The following is a 16,311-nucleotide window of genomic DNA, read 5'->3' on the forward strand; positions in this document are numbered from 1 at the left end:
CAGCCGGGCCTTGTGCATTGTGCGATCAGAACGGCTTGGTCGGCAGGTACTTGCCATCCAGGGTGATCACCGCCCGCGAACCGCCTTCCGGGTCCTCGACCTTCTTCACCTCCAGCTTGAAGTTGATGGCGCTGATGATGCCGTCGCCGAACTTCTCATGCACCAGCACCTTCAGGGTGGTGCCGTACACCTGCAGCATCTCGTAGAAGCGGTAGATGGTCGGATCGGTGGGCACGCGGTTGTCGATGCTGCCGCGCAGCGGAATGGCCTGCAGCAAGGCCACCGCGTCGGCATCGAGGCCCAGCGTATCGGCGACTGCCTGGGCCGCGTCTCGCGGCAAGGCGTGCTGGCCAAGCAGCGCGGCGGTGACGAAGGCTTCGGACAGGCCGGTCCCCTCGCTGATCTGGGCGAACGACAGGTCCTTGCGGGCCTTGGCCAAGAGGATGACGTCGGTCAGGGCAAGACGGGCGTTCTGGCTGACTTGGGACTGGATCATGGCATTGCTCCTAGGGTGGGATGAATCGGTTTCAAACCGCACGTGGCAGTTGCGGGGCAAGGGCGCGCACCTCGGGGTGATGCGCCAGGGACACAAAGCGCCCGCTGGCGCCATCGAAAGTGTCGATGCGGCCACTGGCGATGTCGTAGACCCAGCCATGCAGCGCCAGCCGCCCCTGCTCCAGGGCCAGGCGTACCGAGGGGTGGGTCTGCAGGTTGGTCAATTGGGCGATCACGTTCTCGCGCACCATCGACTCGACCTTGGCCGCCGCGCTGGCATGGCGCCGGGCATCGTTGACCACCCGGGCCGACTCGGCGTAACGCAGCCAGCCGGCCACGGCGGGCATGTGCTCGAGGCAAGCGCAGTTGGCGATAGCGCTCATGGCGCCGCAGTCCGAATGGCCGCAAATGACGATGTCGCTGACCTGCAGCGCGGCGACTGCGTATTCCACCGAGGCCGACACGCCGCCCGGCTCCGGCCCGTACGAGGGCACGATGTTGCCGGCGTTGCGGATGACGAACAGCTCGCCCGGTTCGCGCTGGGTGACCAGCTCCGGCACCAGCCGGCTGTCCGAGCAGGAGATGAACAGGGCCCGCGGCTGTTGCCCGCTGGCCAGGTCGCGGAACAGCCCGGCGCGTTCGGGGAACGCGTCGCGCTGGAACTTCAGGAAGCCGTCGATGATGTCCTGCATGGTGCAAACCTCTAGCTCGCGTGGCGATGGAGCAGAGGTTAGACAGCGGTTACCATAAGGTAAAAGTCTCATTTATGATGAAGCGCATCGGATTATCTTATGCAGGCAAACCATGCTCGCCCGTCATGTCCATTACTTCCTGGCCGTTGCCGAACACCACAGCTTCACCCGCGCCGCTGCCGCGCTGCATGTCTCGCAACCGGCGTTGTCGCAGCAGGTTCGGCAACTGGAAGACAGCCTCGGCGCGCAGCTGTTCGACCGCTCCGGGCGCAGCACCCGCCTGACCGATGCCGGCGAGGTCTACCTGCGCCACGCCCGCGCCGCGCTGCAGGCGCTGCAACAGGGACAGCGCGCCCTGCACGATGTGGCCGACCTGAGCGAAGGCCTGTTGCGCCTGGCAGTGACGCCGACCTTCACCGCCTACCTGGTCGGGCCGCTGGTCGAAGCCTTCCACTGCCGCTACCCGAATATCCGCCTGCGCGTGCGCGAACTGCCTCAGGAACAGATGGAAGCCCTGCTGCTGGCCGATGAACTGGATGTCGGCATCGCCTTCGAACCCGTACATGCCCAGGACATCGAGGCCCGCCCGCTGCTGGTGGAGACCTTGGCGTTGGTGGTCGGTGACGGGCACCCCTTGGCCGGGCAGGCGGCGATCGATGCGCCGGCACTCGGGGAGCAATCGCTGATTCTGCTCGGCAGCGAATTCGCCACCCGCGAGCAGATCGACCGCTACTGCCGCCAGCACGCCATCGCCCCGCGCATCCTGATGGAGGCCAACGCCATCAGTGCCGTGCTCGAGGTGGTGCGTCGCACATCGCTGTCGACCCTGCTACCGGCCGCCATCGCCGCCGACACCGATGGCCTCAGCGCCCTGGCCCTGCTGCCCTGGCCTCTTGAACGCACCGCCGCGCTGCTGCAACGCCGGGGTGGCTACCAGAGCGCCGCCGCGCGTGCGTTCATCGAGGTGGCGCACGAGCTGGCCGGCAAACCGTAGGCGCCCGCCTTGCTGGAAAAGCAGGGCGCCTACACCGCAGCATCGCCGGACGCCGTTCATTGACCTGGCCCATGGCCATGTTCCATGGCCTGCGCCAGAATCGACTGGCACGCGCAGCGGCTGGCGGCGCATATACATTTCGTACAGACACTAAGCTTCCCGAAACATTTCCAAAGGACGGCGCATGTTTCTTTCCCGCTGGCTACCGGGCCTTGCCAACCTGTTGCACTACCGTCGCGAGTGGTTGCATGCCGACCTGCAGGCCGGGCTGTCGGTGGCCGCGATCCAGATCCCCATCGCCATCGCCTATGCGCAGATCGTCGGCCTGCCGCCACAATACGGCCTGTACGCCTGCGTGCTGCCGATGATGGTCTACGCCCTGATCGGCAGTTCGCGCCAGTTGATGGTCGGCCCCGATGCCGCCACCTGCGCCATGATCGGCGGCGCCGTGGCGCCCCTGGCCCTGGGCGACCCGCAGCGCATCGCCGAGCTGTCGGTGATCGTCACCGTGCTGGTAGGGGCGATGCTGATCGGCGCCGGGGTGGCGCGGGCCGGGTTCATCGCCAGCTTCTTCTCACGCCCGATCCTGATCGGCTACCTCAATGGCATCGGCCTGAGCCTGATCGCCGGGCAGTTGTCGAAGGTGGTGGGGTTCAAGATCGAAGGCGATGGTTTCATCCTCAGCCTGATCAACTTCTTCCAGCGCCTGGGCGAGATCCACTGGCTGAGCCTGGCCATCGGCCTGGCCGGGCTGGGCCTGCTGATCTGGCTGCCACGGCGCTACCCGCGCTTGCCGGCGGCACTGGTGACCGTGGTGGTGTTCACTGCCCTGGCCGGGCTGTTCGGCCTGGATCGCTTCGGTGTGGCGATCCTCGGCCCGGTGCCGGCCGGCATCCCCGAGCTGGCCTGGCCGCAAAGCAACCTGGCGGAAACCAAGAGCCTGCTGCGCGACGCCCTGGGTATCGCCACCATCAGTTTCTGCAGCGCCATGCTCACCGCCCGCAGCTTCGCCGCCCGCCATGGCTATGCGATCAACGCCAACCATGAGTTCGTCGCCCTGGGCGTGAGCAACCTGGCCGCCGGTATCTCCCAGGGCTTCGCCATCAGCGGCGCCGACTCGCGCACCGCGGTCAACGACATGGTCGGTGGCAAGAGCCAACTGGTGGGCATCATCGCCGCGCTGGTGATCGCCTTGATCCTGCTGTTCTTCACCGCGCCCATGGCCTGGATCCCCCAGGCGGCGCTGGGCGCCGTGCTGCTGATGGCTGGCTGGGGGCTGATCGACGTCAAGTCGCTAAGAAGCATCCGCAGCCTCAGCCGCTTCGAGTTCTGGCTGTGCCTGCTGACTACCGTCGGCGTGCTCGGCCTGGGCGTGCTGCCGGGCATCGTGTTCGCCGTGACCCTGGCCATCCTGCGCCTGCTGTACAGCATCTACCAGCCCACCGACGCGGTGCTCGGCTGGATGCCGGGCGTCGAGGGCCAGGTCGACGTGCGCCAGCACAAGGACGCGCGCACCGTGCCGGGGCTGCTGGTGTACCGCTTCGACGACGCGATCCTGTTCTTCAACGCCGACTACTTCAAGATGCGCCTGCTCGACGCCGTGCAGGGCAGCGAGCAGACCCAGGTGGTGCTGTTCGACGCCGAGGCGGTGACCAGCATCGATGTCAGTGGCATCGCCGCCCTGCGCGAGGTACGCGACACCCTCGCCGCCCAGGGCATCCATTTCGCCATCGCCCGTGCCCGCGGCACCTTCCTGCGCATGCTGGTGCGCTCGGGCATGGCCCGGGAGATGGAGGACAAGCTGCTGTTCGGCTCGGTGCGCGCGGGGATCCGGGCGTATCGGGTATGGCGCAACAGGAGTCGCCAGGCGCTGAAACAACAGTAAGGGAAAGGGGCTACGCCGTCTGTCGATGTTCAGGTAGCGACCCTAGGTGATTGGGACCAGGGGCGTGCCAGCCAGGGCGTTGCTGCGGCCCCCCACAACACCCCCCGCCTCATCAAGGCACCTGCCTCCTATGGAACGCACGCCTGCGCCACGGTCTGGGTACCCGGGCCGAGCAAGCTGATCAACCCGCAAGGCAGGCTGCCGCGCCATTGCAGATAGTCATGCCCCGCCGGGAACTCCACCTGCTCGACAGGGTAACCCTTGGCCAACAGCACATCGCGCAGGTGGCGGTTGGTATCGACGATCTTCGGCCCTTCGAACAACCCGGATTGCAGATAGAACCGCAGCGGCTGGCGTGGGGCCTTGACGTACTCGCGGGTCAACCAGCCGGGTTCCCCACCAGTCAGCGGCCACCAGTACGAGCCGGACATGCTCAGCACATTGCCGAACAGTTCCGGGTGCCTGAGCCCCAGGTAGGCCGATGCCAGGCCGCCGTAGCTGGAGCCGGCCACCACCGTGCGCGCAGCCGGCGCCGACAGGCCCTGGCCAGCGGCCCAGGGTATCAGTTCCTCGGCCATGAAGCGGGCGAACAGCGGGTTGGGCGGCAGCTCCCGCTCACGGCTGGCACCGCTGGGGTTGGCAATGATGATCGCCGCCGTGGGCGGTACCAGGCCATCGGCGATCAGGTTGTCGAGCATCGTCGGCGTCGGCACCTGGCGGGTGTAGGCATGGGCATCGAACAGCACCAGCAGTGCCTGGTCGGCCTTGCCCGCGCGCCAGCCGGCCGGGCGGTAGAGGTAGATATCCCGCTCATTGCCCAATAGCGTGCTGGCCAGGCGCATGCGCTCGACGCTGCCGCGCGGCACGTCGGCGCGGCGCTGTACCCACGGCTGCGGCGCGGCATCCGGCAGCTCCAGGCGCGAGCGCGACAACCATGGATCGCCGCTGGCGTCGGCGAAGCGGTGCGGGTTGAGCGGGTCGCGGCGGGTAGTGGCGAGAATCATCCGGCGGTCGTCGGAGGCCGGTACATCGGGCGCCATCTGGTAGCTCAGGCGGCTGGCCGCCGGTACCTCGAAGCTGCGATACCAGACATCGCTGCGGCCCAGGCGCAGCAGCGCTTCATGGCTGCCGGTGGGGGCGCCGAACACCCGCACGTTGTCCCGCGCACCACGCCAGAGGAAGGTCACCAGGCGCTGCCCAGGTTGCCCAGGCAGCGCCTCGACCATGGGCGTGCCGGCCTCGGCCCGTGCCTTCCAGAATGCCTCGGTGCTTGCGCCTGCCGCCAGTTGTTGCACCAGTGCCCGCATGGCCGGGCTGCGCAACGGCTCGTCTGGCCGGCGCTGTTCGGCCTGCGCCAGCACTTGCTCCAGGCGCAAGGCGAAGCGCGCATTCGGGCGGCTTGGCAGCGGCTCGGCACGCACGGCGAAATCGCCTGCCTGCTCGGCGACGAACAGGAAATCCCGAGGCTGGTCCAGGCCATCGATCAACAGGCGCACAGGACGCCCCTGGGCATCGAGCAAGCGCAGGCTGATATCGCCGTCCACCTTGCCGCGCACCAGATCACCGGCCTGCAGAGGCAATTGCCAGACCGGCCGACTGGCACCACCGACCTGGCCGTGGACCGCTTGCCCGACCACCAGGGCCGGCCCTTCGACGGCCAGGGCCGACGCCGACACCCAGGTCGCCAGGGCCAGCAGGCCGGTCCATTGCTTGATGCGTCGCATGTTCACCTCAGAAGTCGATGCTGGCGGAAAGTTTCAGGGTGCGTGGCTCGCTGACGGTGGCATAACCGTCGTTGAACACCCCAGCCCAATAGGCGCGGTTCTCGACGTTCTCCAGGCTGGCGCGCAGGGTCACGTCCTTGCTCAGCACGCGGGTGGCATAGCGCGCGCCAAGGTCGTAACGGGTCCACTGCGGGATCTTCAGCTCGTTGGCGGAGTCGAGGTACTGGGAACTGCTGTGAATGCCCAGCGCGGTCAGGGTCAGGCCCTGGACCCAGGGCAGGTCCCACTCGGCCCCCAGGTTGGCCGACCAGGCCGGCACGCCACGGGCAGTGTTGCCGTCCATCGCGCCACCGGCGGTCTTGCTCAATTGCGCCCGGGTGTAGGTCACGCCGCCGAGCAGGCGCACGCTGGGGACCAGTTCGCCGAACATCGTCCACTCCACGCCCCGGTTACGCTGCTCGCCGTCGTCGGTGTAACGGTTGCTGGGCTTGTCGTAGATCATGCTCGGCTTGTCGATCTGGAACAGCGCCAGGGTGTGGGTGAAATCGCCCAGGTCCCACTTCACCCCGGCCTCCATCTGCTTGGCGACATAGGGCGCGAACTGCTCGTTGTAGTTGGCCGCCTTCACGTCGGTGACCATGCCGCCCTGGGTCAAGCCCTCGATGTAGTTGGCATACAGCGACACGGGCGCGTCCCAGGGCTTGAGCACGATGCCCAGGGCCGGGGTCAGCTTGCGCTCGTCATAGGATGGGTTGCTCATCTTCTGCCGCACCCGCTGCGCGCGCACGCCCAAGGTCAGCAGCACGCGCTCGTCGAGAAAGCCCAGGGTGTCGGCCACGGCAACGCTCGACAGGGTGTTGTCGCCGGTCTTTTGGCTGCTGCCAGGGTCGGCGGCGATGATCGCCTTGCCGGGGTGATAGATGTTGGTGGTGTAGCCCTTGCCGGTGACAGTGGGCGCGCGGCCGATGTCCTGGTGCAGCAAGGTGGTGCTGAGCACCAGCTGGTGGCTGACCGGGCCGGTCATGAAGTTGCCGCGCAGGCCGGCCTCGGTGGACAGGCTGTGGGTGTAGCCGGCCTGGTTGTAGGTTTCGCCGCTGGCGCTGCCATCGGCCTTGGTCACCACCACCCGGGTCCCGTTGAGGAAACCGGCATAGCGGGTACGCGCGCCACCGACGCTGGCATAGGCGCTCCAGCTGTCGTCCAGCTGATACTCGCCACGCACCACCACGGCCTTGCTGATCTGCTTGGCATGGATGCCTTCGAGGATGTTGGTGTCCGGCTTCGGAGCCCGGGTGACCTGCTTGAGCTTGGAAAACCCAGCCATCATCGGGCTGCCGTTGTCGAGTTTCTCGTGGCTTTCGTAGGCGTCCAGCTCGAGCTTGAAGTCATCGCCGCGGTAGTCCAGCCCCAAGGAGGCCAGGGTACGGTCCTTGGACTGTTCGTTCACGCCGGTGTCACCACTGCCGTACACGCCGTTGAAGCGCACGCCGAAACGGCCATCGGCGAAACGCCGGCCAATATCGACATGCTCGGCCACATAGCCGTCCGACACATAGCTGCTGGTCAGCCGGGTCAGCGGCGCTTCGCCGGCGCGCTTGGGCACCAGGTTGACCACCCCACCCACGCCACCGTTGGGCGCCATGCCGTTGAGCAGGGCGCCAGGGCCCTTGAGTACCTCGACCCGCTCGAGGAACTCGGTCGGTACGTGGCCATCGGGGGCCAGGCCGTACAGGCCACCCAGCGCCAGTTCGGTGGAATCGAGGGCATAGCCGCGGATCATGAAGTTCTCGTAGGCATGCCCTTCGCCAGTGCTGAAGCGGATCGACGGATCGTTGCGCAATACCGCGCCGACCGTGCCGCTTTGCTGGTTCTCGATGGTCTTGGCGGTGTAGGCGGTGACGCTGAAGGGGGTGTCCATCAGGTCGCGGTTGCCCAGCATGCCGATCCGCGCGCCGCGGGCCACCTGGCCGCCGCTGTAGCTCTCGGGCAGGTCGCTGTTGAAGCCCGAGGCATTGACCGTGGTCGCGCCCAGGGTCAGCGCGCCGTCATCGCCGGGGCCGCGCAGGATGATCACGCCGCTCTCTTCCACCGCCACCAGTTCGGTGCCGGCCAACAGTTGGCGCAGGGCCTGCAACACCGTGTAGCGGCCGTGCAGGGCCGGCGCGCTGCGTCCGGCCAGCAAGCGGCTGTCGGCAGCGATCGCCACCCCCGATTCATGGGCCAGGGCATGCACCGTGGCTTCCAGCGACTGGCCCGGCAGGTCGAGGCTCAGCGCCTGGCTGTCGGCCAGCGCCAGGCTGCTGCCACCCAGGGCGCAGGCCAGGGCCAGGCGCCGCAGGGGGCCGGGGAAACGGGGGGTGAACGACGACATGATCAGTCCTTGCCAGAGGTGGGTTCACAGCTGAAGACGCGGCAGCGGCGGTTTACCCCTCAAAAGAAACTTAACGCTACCGCTTCGATTCGAGATTGCCGGGGGGCCGGCATGTCCAAGCCGAGCGGCCGACTCACTGGCGCACCAGCCGCTGCTGCCCTTGCCGCGCCACCAGCCGCACCGGCAGGATGGCCGGCAACGCCGCGAGCAGCACCTGCGGCTGGTCACTGGGGAAACTCCCCGTCAGGCGCAGACCGGCCACGTCGGGGTCGACCTGAACCCTGGGCGTGACATAGGCGTTGAGCTCGCCGATCACCTCGATCAGCGGCTGGTCGGTGAACGACCACCAGCCACGTTGCCAGTGCGCCAGGTCCGGGCCGTACGCCCCGCCGACGCGCAGGCTGCCCAGGCGCCCATCGCCGTCCAGGCAGATCCGCTCGCCGGCCTGCAGCTGCTGTTCGCCGCCTTGCAGGTCACGCACCCGTACCCGCCCCCGGGCCACAGCCACCTGCACCCGGCCGCCGCGGTCGCTGACCGTGAAGGCGGTGCCGAGCACTTCCACCCAACCAAGGCGCGTGCTGACCAGGAACGAGCGCCAACGCTCGTGGGCAACATCGAAGTAGACATTGCCGTGCAGCAACAGCACCTGGCGCTGGCCAGTGTCGAAACGCACCCGCAGGTTGCTTTCGGCCGCCACCCGCAACTGGCTGCCATCGGGCAATGCCAAGGTTTGCGGCGCTTGCCCGTGGGCGGTCTGCAGGTCTTGCTGGTAGGCAGCACCGCGCTGGACCATCCAACCCAGCCAACCACCGGCGGCCAGCAGCAAAGCCAGGGCGCCGCCCTGGCGCAGCACGCGCCGACGCGCCGGATCGAACCCCTGCGGCTGCAGCGCACCGCGCAATTGCGGGGCCAGACGGTGAACCAGCTGCCAGCGCTGCTCGGCTTCCTGCCAGGCCCGTTCATGCTCGGGGCTTTTACCGCGCCAGCGCTGGGCCAGCCCCTGGGTCTTGCGCACACGCTCGGGATCATCGCCATGCAGCGCCGCCAGGTAGGCCAGCGCCTGCTGCACCCTGCGCGGCGCCACCGGTTCAGTCATGACGCGCCGCCAAACGCAGTTCGGACAAGTCGAACACCGCCCGGGCGATATGCAGCTCCACCGATTTGGCCGACAACCCCAGCGCCGCGCACACCTCACGATGGCTATGGCCATGCAGGCGCACACGCACGAACACCTCGCGGCGCAGGCGCGGCATGCGCTCGATGCGCGCAATCAGGTGCTGCAACTGCTCGCGGGCGATCATGATCGCTTCCACGCTCGGGCTGAACGGCTCGGCGCGCAGCAACCAGTCCTCCAGTGCCGCCAGCTCGCTGCTGCGCCGCCGATACTGGTCGATGCACAGGTTGCGCGCCGCCTGGAACAGCAAGGCACGGGCGTTGATCACCGGGGCGTTGAGCGCATGGGCATAAGCCTGGGCGAAGCTCGACTGGGCGATGTCGGCGGCGTCGTCAGGGTTGCGCAGACGGCCGCCGAGGTAGCGCCGCAGGTCGCTGTAGTGAGCCAGGAGATCATCGACGATGGCCTGGAACGCCGGCTGGGCGTTCCAGGGGGTGGAAAGGCTGGTCATTGCGGTGACTGTGCGAGGCCTTTAATAGGAATTCCTATCATTCTCACACATGTCGTCGAGCCATCGCCAGCGGCTCAGTAGCCCAGCTTGCGCAGCAACTGCCCTTCGTTCTGTGGTACGGGCCGGCCATAGAAGCGCATCAGTTCGCCGGCGCGGTTGGTGAAGATGCCGTCCACACCGGCCTTCATCGCCTTGTCGTAATCCACTGCAGCGTCGAGGGTGTACACATGCACCAGCAGCCCTTTGGCGTGGCTGGCCTGGTTCATCCAGGGCTGGATCAGGTCGGAATAACTCTGCTCGCCCAGGTGGGTACGTACCGCCGAAGGGCCGGTGCCGATGGCGCCGTCGGCCTTGGCGTAGTCCAGCCAGCGCTCGAACTCGGCACGGTCCTTGGGTTGCTGACGGGCGTAGAAGGCCGCCTTGTCCTGCTCGCCAGACTCGCTGAAGTCCTGCCCGGAAGCCGGTTCGATACTGCCCTTGGCCACCCACAGCAGGAGAATCTTCGGTACCTGCGGCATAGCTTCGTGCAGCAACTTGAGGCTGTTGCGGTCGAAGGTCTGCAGTATCACCCGGCCCGGCTTGTCCAGCCAGCCACGGGCTTCGAGGCGTTTTTTCAGGTCTTGTTCGATGCCGGGGAACTGCGCCGGCTCCTTGGTTTCGATGTACAACCCAGGGTGTCGCGCGGGGTTGCCTTCGGCGATATCGATCACCTCGTCCAGGGTGAGGATGCGCTGCTGCTTGAAGGTTGCCCGGGCCCGCTCGGGATAGGCCTTGTTGAACCAGCTGCCGGCGTCCAGCGCCTTGAGCTCGGCCAGGGTGAAGGCGCTGACCGGGCTGGCCTTGCGCTCGGGGTAACGTTCGGCGACGTCGCTGGTACGCGCCAGCACGTCGTCGTGGACCACCACCAGCACGCCGTCGCGGGTGCGCTGCAAGTCCATTTCCAGGTAGTCGGCGCCCAGTTCGCGGGCCAGCAGGTAGGCCGGGGTGGTGGATTCTGGCGCATCGAAGGAAGCGCCCCGGTGGGCGATCACCGCCGGGCGGGCAATACCCTGGGCGGTGGCGAGTGCCTGGCCGTCGGCGGCCTGGGCAGTGGAGGTCGCCAACAAGGTGGCCAGCAGGAGGGTTTTGTACATTCAGGTAGTCCTTTGCAAATCGGGACCGCCCCTTGCGAGGGGGCGGCAGGGTCAACGGTGCAGTCCTTGAGCGCGCAAGCCTCGCACACTCTGCATGACATGCTAAAGTCCCCGGCGTTTTCCGCCTCACCCAACGGACCACCCATGCCCGCACTCGACGCCCACCTGCCCACCTGGACCGACCTCAACCAGCGCCACCCCAGCACTGCCCTGCTCCTGGGCAACGGTGCCAGCCGCGCGCTGTGGAAGCCATTCGGCTACTTCTCGCTGTACGAGCAAGCCCAGCAGGTCCGGCACAAGGGCCTGGGGGTGAGTGACCAGGCGCTGTTCAAAGCCGTGGGCAGCGAGTTGTTCGAACCGTTGCTCAGCCACCTGAACATCACGGCACGGACCAACGCGGCGCTGGCGATCAACGCCACCGCACCGCTCAACCGCTACTACTCGATCAAGGAAGCGCTGATCCACGCGGTGCGCGCCGTGCACCTGCCCTGGCCGCTGTTCGATGCCACGGCCCGCGCGACGATCAACCAGGCCCTGCGTCAGTTTCGCAACGTCTACACCAGCAACTACGACCTGATCCTGCCCTGGGCCGTGGCAGAGCATCCGCACGGTTTCGCCAACCTGTTCGATGAACAGGGCTTCTTCGACGTGCGCCGTACCGCGAGCGAAGGCACGCGCATCCTCCACCTGCATGGCGGCATGCACCTGTTGAAATTGCCCGATGGCAGTACCCGCCAGCGCAGCGCCGAACAAGCCGAGCTGCTCGAAGGCTTCGCCGTGAACATTCCCGGCGAAGTCCCGTTGTTCATCAACGAAGGCCCCAGCGACGACAAGCTGCGTGCGATCCGCGGCTCCGACTACCTGGCCTGGAGCCTGGGCGAACTGGCCCGCGAGGCTGGCGGGCTGTGCCTGTTCGGCCAGCACCTGGACGCCAGCGACCAGCACCTGCTCGACGCCATCCGCCAGGCACGGCCGCGGCACCTGGCGATCGCCATACGGCCGCTGAGCGAGGCGTCGGTGGTCAACCAGAAGCAGCACTTCATCGAGCGTTTCGGCGATCTTCAGTCTCTGCCGCTGCATTTCTTCGACGCCTCCAGCCATCCCCTGGGCCTGCCGCAACTGGCGATCCCGGTGCCAGCCGATTTCAACCGGCGGCGTTGAGCCAGGCACTTTGCTAATGTAAATAATTATCGATAAGATCCGCACCCTTTCCCCACGGTCTGCCCCGGAAAGCGTGCATGCAGCGCCCAAAACCCGACCCTGTCGCCCACGGTTTCTACGCCGACATCCTGCATTTCCTGCGCAAGCGCATGGACAATGCCAGCGATGCCGCGGACATGACCCAGGATGTGTTCGCCCAATGGCTGGGCTACCGTGACCGCGCCAAGGTCGAGCAACCCCGGGCCTTCCTGTTCCAGGTGGCGCGCAACCTGCTCAGCGACCACTGGCGCCGGCAAAAGGTGCGCCATGCGGCGCTGGCCGACGAGCCCCTGGCCGATGCACAGGCACCAGCCGCCAACGACCCGCTGGACCATGCCCAGCAACAGCAGCGGCTGAATCAATTGCGCCAAGTGCTCGACGAGCTCTCGCCGCGGCGGCGCGAAGCCCTTATGCTGCACCGTTTCGAGGGCCTGACCCAGGCCCAGATCGCCGCGCGCATGAACATATCCGTCAGCATGGTCGAAAAGCACATCGCCGCCGCCCTGCTGCAATGCAAGCAACGCCTGGACAGTGACACCGGCACGGAGCAGTCCCCATGACCCCCACCGACGCGCTCGACCCGCAGCCGATCGACGCCCAGGCGGCGAGCTGGTTCAGCCGCAACCGCAACAACCCGACGCGGGACGAGCGCAAGGCGTTCAGCCAGTGGATGCAGACGACAGAACACGCCCATGCCTACCGCCAGTTCGAGCAACTGTGGGACGACCTGGCCGCGCTCAAGCAGGCCAGTCGGCCGGTCGCCCTGCCCGTGCGCCGGGCGCCTCGCTGGCGGCCGGCCCTGGCAACCGCGGCGGCGCTGCTGTGCGCCCTGCTGGTTGGCAACCTGGGGGCCGGCAGCGCCACCTTCGAGCAGCGCATCGCCGCAAGCCCGAGCCTGCGCACCTTGCAACTGCCAGATGGCAGCGTGCTGTACGTCAACGCCCAGACTCGCCTACGCCTGGCGTTCGATGCCGAGCGCCGGTTGATCCACCTCGACCATGGCCAGCTGTACATCGAAGTCGCCGCCGACAAGGAACGCCCGTTGTTCGTCGATGCCGGCAGTGGCCGCGTGCGCGTGGTCGGCACCGGCTTCGACCTGCGCCGTGGCGAGCGCGAGCTGGTGGTCGGCGTCGCCCATGGCCAGGTGGCCTTCGAAACCCCCGGTGAGCGCCACCCACCGGTGCTGCTCGGCGCCCAGCAGGGCGCCACCTACGACCTCGCCCGCGGCACCCTGACCCGCCACGACCTGGGCGAGCAGGCGGTGGCCGACTGGCGCGAAGGGCACGTGAGCTTTCGCAATCGCGAACTGGCCAGCCTGATCGACGAGGTCGGCCTGTACCGCCAGCACCCCGTACTGCTGGCCGACCCGGCGCTGGGTCGCTACAAGGTGTCCGGCAACCTCGACGTGCAGGACCCCGATGCCCTGCTCAATGCCCTGCCGGCCCTGCTGCCAGTCAAGACCACGCTGCTGGCCGACGGACGCTTGCGCATCGAACGGCGCTGAGGCGCTAGCGCGATAATTTTGAGAATTTTTATCATTCGCAGGTGAGGTTTTTTCGCAAGCACGCGTCTTCCTCCCCGCCTGCCCTGTGATGGCGGGCATGTTCCGGCCTTTTGCCGTTTGGGGGAAACCATGTTGTCGCTGCACTGCCTGCCTCTCCGACCCACCCTGCTCGCCCTGTGCCTGTCCGTGAGCCTGGCCGCCGAAGCCGCGCCGGTACCACTCGACCTGCCGGCCCAATCGCTGGCCCGCTCGCTAAGCCAGCTGGCCCAGCAGGCCAAGGTGCAACTGCTGTTCGACGAGGCCCTGCTCGGCAGCGCCCAGGCACCAGCGCTCAAGGGCGACTACGAGGCCGAGGCGGCCATCGGCCGCCTGCTGGTGGGCAGCCGCTTCAACGTGGTGCGCATGGGCAATACCTATGTGGTACGCCTGCGCGACGACGACCCGGTCGCCGACAACAGCCTGCAACTTGGCGCCGTGAGCATCGTCGGTGACGGCCAGCAGGTCGACCCCAGCAACGTCGGCCGCTCGACCCTCAACCAGGAGCAGATCGACCGTTACCAGCCAAGCAACATCCCCAGCGTACTGGCCACCCTGCCCGGGGTGAACATGGGCGGCTCGGCCAAGCCTGGCGGGCAGACCATCAACATCTGGGGCATGGGCGATGCCGAAGACGTGCCGATGACCGTCGACGGCGCTCCCAAGAGCGGCTTCGAGCGCTACCAGCAAGGCACCATCTTCATCGAGCCGGAGCTGATCAAGTACATCGAGGTCGAGAAAGGCCCGCACTCGGTCAAGACCGGCAATGGCGGCCTCGGCGGCAGCGTGCACATGGAAACCAAGGACGCCACCGACCTGCTGCAAGAGGGCCGCAACAGTGGCGCCATGCTCAAGTACGGCTACGCCAGCAACGATCACCAGCAGGTCTACAGCTCGGCGGTGTTTGGCCGTAGCGACGACGGGCGCATCGATGGCCTGGCCTATTTCACCAAACGTGACGGTGGCGACCTGAAGATGGCCGACAAGCTGCCTGACCCCACCAACAGCTGGCCGATCAACCCGCAGCGCCTGCCCAACAGCGCCCTGGACCTGGAAGGCGCGCTGCTCAAGGCCAACATCCACTTCACCGACGAGCACAGCCTGGGCTTTTCCTGGTCGCGCTCGCAAAGCGAACGCTGGGCCACGTTCGCCTCCACCGCCTACTCGGTACCGCCGTCGGCGGCGAACATCCAGAAGTACGGCTACGCCGACGCCCTCAAGCGCTTCCTGGCCAACCGCACGACCGTCGATACCACCTGGTCGACCACCTACAAGTACCAGCCGATCGAAAACCCCTGGCTCGACCTGCAAGTGAAGTACTCCGAGTCCGATACCCGGCAAACCGACCAACGCAACGCCAACGCGGTGCTGCAGCCGTCCACCGGCGGGCGGCGCATGGATACCGAGTACCAGGACCGCATGCTCGAGGTGACCAACACCAGCACCTTCCTCACCGGGCCACTGGAGCATGCCCTGACCGCCGGCGTGCAAGTGCGTCGGCATGATCGCGACACGCAGATGTGGATGCCCGGCAAGTCCTACGAAATACCCCGCTACAACTACGGTCACTACCAGCCCTACTTCATGCCCGCCGGCAAGGTCGACAGCCAGGGCTACTACCTGCAGGACGCCATCACCCTGGGCGACCTGACCATCACCCCATCGTTGCGCTACGACCACGTCACCAACGAAGGCAAGCCCAACCAGGCGCCGTACTACAACAACCCGGCCGCCGGCCACGACTACAGCGCCAAGACCTACACCGGCTGGTCGCCGCGCCTGTCGCTGTTCTGGAAGATGACCGAACAGACCGTGCTGTTCGCCGACTACAGCAAGACCTGGCGCGCCCCGGTGCTGGACGAGCAGTTCGAAGTGCAAGGCATCGGCAGCCGCACCGCCACCAGCCGCAACCTCGACCCGGAACGCATCACTGGCCTGCGCGCCGGCAGCATCAGCACCTTTGCCGATGTGTTCACCCAGGGCGACAGCGCGCAGATTCGCACCACGCTGTTTCGCAACAAGGTCAGCGACGAGATCTTCAAGGCCACCGGTATCGGCTGCCAACAACAGATGGTTACCGGTGGCAGCATCGACAAGACCTGTGGCAAGGGCCTGATGGGCAACTACCGCAACATCGGCGACGTGGTGTACAAGGGCTTCGAGATCGAGACCTTCTACGACTCCACCTACCTGTTCGGCGCCGTCTCCTACGCCTGGATGGAAGGCCGTCACCAAGGCGCGTACACCAACCCCTGGGGGCCGGACGTCTGGGCCAAGGATGTGCCGGCACCGAAATGGATCACCACGCTGGGCGTCAAGATCCCGGCCTGGGATGCCCGCGTGGGTTGGACCGCGCAGTTCGTCGGGGCCACCAAGCACCTGCCCAGCGACAAGTATTTCGAAGGGCCGGCCAGCGCCCTGGGTGATCGCTACTACGACAACTTCGGTAACGAGCGCTACGACATCCATGGCCTGTTCGCCAACTGGAAGCCACAGCAGCCCTACCTGAAGGGGACCGAAGTCAACCTGACGGTGGACAACCTGTTCAACAAGGCCGTGCGGCCGGAACTGTCGGGGGAGAACGCCTTTACCGTCGGGCGTAACGCCAAGATCAGCGTTACCCGGTTCTTCTGAACCCGCGACGATGCAAGG

13 protein-coding genes are annotated in these 16,311 nt (G+C 66.8%); 6 read left to right on the plus strand and 7 right to left on the minus strand.

Going from position 1 to position 16,311, the window contains the following annotated elements; genetic code table 11:
- Window positions 1-25 precede the first annotated feature (25 nt).
- Both cynS and NJG22_RS13405 read right to left on the minus strand, forming a co-directional pair.
- Window positions 26-496 carry a cyanase gene (gene cynS, locus NJG22_RS13400; protein ID WP_253095117.1) on the minus strand — a complete coding sequence of 157 codons (471 nt, stop codon included), beginning with the start codon at window positions 494-496 and terminating at the stop codon, window positions 26-28.
- A gap of 31 nt (window positions 497-527) precedes the next feature.
- The gene (locus NJG22_RS13405; protein ID WP_217853230.1) at window positions 528-1,187 is read right to left on the minus strand and encodes a carbonic anhydrase; all 660 of its coding nucleotides are present in this window, start codon (window positions 1,185-1,187) and stop codon (window positions 528-530) included.
- A gap of 112 nt (window positions 1,188-1,299) precedes the next feature.
- Between NJG22_RS13405 and cynR the strand changes: the two genes are divergently transcribed.
- The gene (gene cynR / locus NJG22_RS13410; RefSeq protein WP_253095119.1) at window positions 1,300-2,181 is read left to right on the plus strand and encodes a transcriptional regulator CynR; all 882 of its coding nucleotides are present in this window, start codon (window positions 1,300-1,302) and stop codon (window positions 2,179-2,181) included.
- Window positions 2,182-2,365: 184 nt separating this feature from the next.
- Complete coding sequence (locus tag NJG22_RS13415) at window positions 2,366-4,066, plus strand: SulP family inorganic anion transporter (protein ID WP_253095121.1); 1,701 nt, start codon at window positions 2,366-2,368, stop codon at window positions 4,064-4,066.
- A gap of 128 nt (window positions 4,067-4,194) precedes the next feature.
- Here the strand turns inward: NJG22_RS13415 and NJG22_RS13420 are convergent, their stop codons facing one another.
- The 5 genes from NJG22_RS13420 to NJG22_RS13440 all read right to left on the minus strand — a co-directional run bounded on the left by NJG22_RS13420 (window position 4,195) and on the right by NJG22_RS13440 (window position 10,919).
- Complete coding sequence (locus NJG22_RS13420; RefSeq protein ID WP_253095123.1) at window positions 4,195-5,790, minus strand: alpha/beta hydrolase-fold protein; 1,596 nt, start codon at window positions 5,788-5,790, stop codon at window positions 4,195-4,197.
- Between the two features lie 7 nt (window positions 5,791-5,797).
- On the minus strand, window positions 5,798-8,161 hold the full coding sequence (locus NJG22_RS13425; RefSeq protein ID WP_253095124.1) for a TonB-dependent receptor: 2,364 nt from the start codon (window positions 8,159-8,161) through the stop codon (window positions 5,798-5,800).
- 133 nt (window positions 8,162-8,294) lie between these two features.
- A complete protein-coding gene (locus tag NJG22_RS13430) occupies window positions 8,295-9,257 on the minus strand; it encodes a FecR domain-containing protein (protein WP_253095125.1) in 963 nt (320 codons plus the stop codon).
- Window positions 9,250-9,786 (minus strand): RNA polymerase sigma factor, encoded by a 537-nt coding sequence (locus NJG22_RS13435; RefSeq protein ID WP_253095126.1) that lies wholly within the window; start codon window positions 9,784-9,786, stop codon window positions 9,250-9,252. The genes NJG22_RS13430 and NJG22_RS13435 overlap by 8 nt, the downstream gene beginning before the upstream one ends.
- Window positions 9,787-9,860: 74 nt before the next feature.
- Entirely contained in the window at window positions 9,861-10,919 is a 1,059-nt protein-coding gene (locus tag NJG22_RS13440) for a glycerophosphodiester phosphodiesterase family protein (RefSeq protein WP_253095127.1), read from the minus strand.
- Window positions 10,920-11,063: 144 nt separating this feature from the next.
- On the opposite strand from NJG22_RS13440, the gene NJG22_RS13445 reads away from it, so the two are divergent.
- The 4 genes from NJG22_RS13445 to NJG22_RS13460 all read left to right on the plus strand — a co-directional run bounded on the left by NJG22_RS13445 (window position 11,064) and on the right by NJG22_RS13460 (window position 16,293).
- Window positions 11,064-12,080 carry a DUF4917 family protein gene (locus tag NJG22_RS13445; protein ID WP_253095128.1) on the plus strand — a complete coding sequence of 339 codons (1,017 nt, stop codon included), beginning with the start codon at window positions 11,064-11,066 and terminating at the stop codon, window positions 12,078-12,080.
- 77 nt (window positions 12,081-12,157) lie between these two features.
- Complete coding sequence (locus tag NJG22_RS13450; protein WP_217853211.1) at window positions 12,158-12,679, plus strand: RNA polymerase sigma factor; 522 nt, start codon at window positions 12,158-12,160, stop codon at window positions 12,677-12,679.
- The gene (locus NJG22_RS13455) at window positions 12,676-13,623 is read left to right on the plus strand and encodes a FecR domain-containing protein (RefSeq protein ID WP_253095129.1); all 948 of its coding nucleotides are present in this window, start codon (window positions 12,676-12,678) and stop codon (window positions 13,621-13,623) included. Before NJG22_RS13450 ends, NJG22_RS13455 begins: the two co-directional genes overlap by 4 nt.
- A gap of 129 nt (window positions 13,624-13,752) precedes the next feature.
- Entirely contained in the window at window positions 13,753-16,293 is a 2,541-nt protein-coding gene (locus tag NJG22_RS13460; protein ID WP_253095130.1) for a TonB-dependent receptor, read from the plus strand.
- Window positions 16,294-16,311: the final 18 nt, after the last annotated feature.

The organism is Pseudomonas sp. VA159-2 (assembly GCF_024126635.1).
Classification (GTDB): Bacteria; Pseudomonadota; Gammaproteobacteria; order Pseudomonadales; family Pseudomonadaceae; genus Aquipseudomonas; species Aquipseudomonas muyukensis.

Bases quoted from the DNA above. Each gene is read 5' to 3' on its own strand.
- NJG22_RS13450 (WP_217853211.1), top strand. From the start codon at position 12,158: ATGCAGCGCCCAAAACCCGACCCTGTCGCCCACGGTTTCTACGCCGAC.
- NJG22_RS13430 (WP_253095125.1), bottom strand. From the start codon at position 9,257: ATGACTGAACCGGTGGCGCCGCGCAGGGTGCAGCAGGCGCTGGCCTAC.
- NJG22_RS13425 (WP_253095124.1), bottom strand. From the start codon at position 8,161: ATGTCGTCGTTCACCCCCCGTTTCCCCGGCCCCCTGCGGCGCCTGGCC.
- cynS (WP_253095117.1), bottom strand. From the start codon at position 496: ATGATCCAGTCCCAAGTCAGCCAGAACGCCCGTCTTGCCCTGACCGAC.
- NJG22_RS13440 (WP_253095127.1), bottom strand. From the start codon at position 10,919: ATGTACAAAACCCTCCTGCTGGCCACCTTGTTGGCGACCTCCACTGCC.
- NJG22_RS13420 (WP_253095123.1), bottom strand. From the start codon at position 5,790: ATGCGACGCATCAAGCAATGGACCGGCCTGCTGGCCCTGGCGACCTGG.
- NJG22_RS13460 (WP_253095130.1), top strand. From the start codon at position 13,753: ATGTTGTCGCTGCACTGCCTGCCTCTCCGACCCACCCTGCTCGCCCTG.
- NJG22_RS13405 (WP_217853230.1), bottom strand. From the start codon at position 1,187: ATGCAGGACATCATCGACGGCTTCCTGAAGTTCCAGCGCGACGCGTTC.
- NJG22_RS13415 (WP_253095121.1), top strand. From the start codon at position 2,366: ATGTTTCTTTCCCGCTGGCTACCGGGCCTTGCCAACCTGTTGCACTAC.
- cynR (WP_253095119.1), top strand. From the start codon at position 1,300: ATGCTCGCCCGTCATGTCCATTACTTCCTGGCCGTTGCCGAACACCAC.
- NJG22_RS13435 (WP_253095126.1), bottom strand. From the start codon at position 9,786: ATGACCAGCCTTTCCACCCCCTGGAACGCCCAGCCGGCGTTCCAGGCC.
- NJG22_RS13445 (WP_253095128.1), top strand. From the start codon at position 11,064: ATGCCCGCACTCGACGCCCACCTGCCCACCTGGACCGACCTCAACCAG.
- NJG22_RS13455 (WP_253095129.1), top strand. From the start codon at position 12,676: ATGACCCCCACCGACGCGCTCGACCCGCAGCCGATCGACGCCCAGGCG.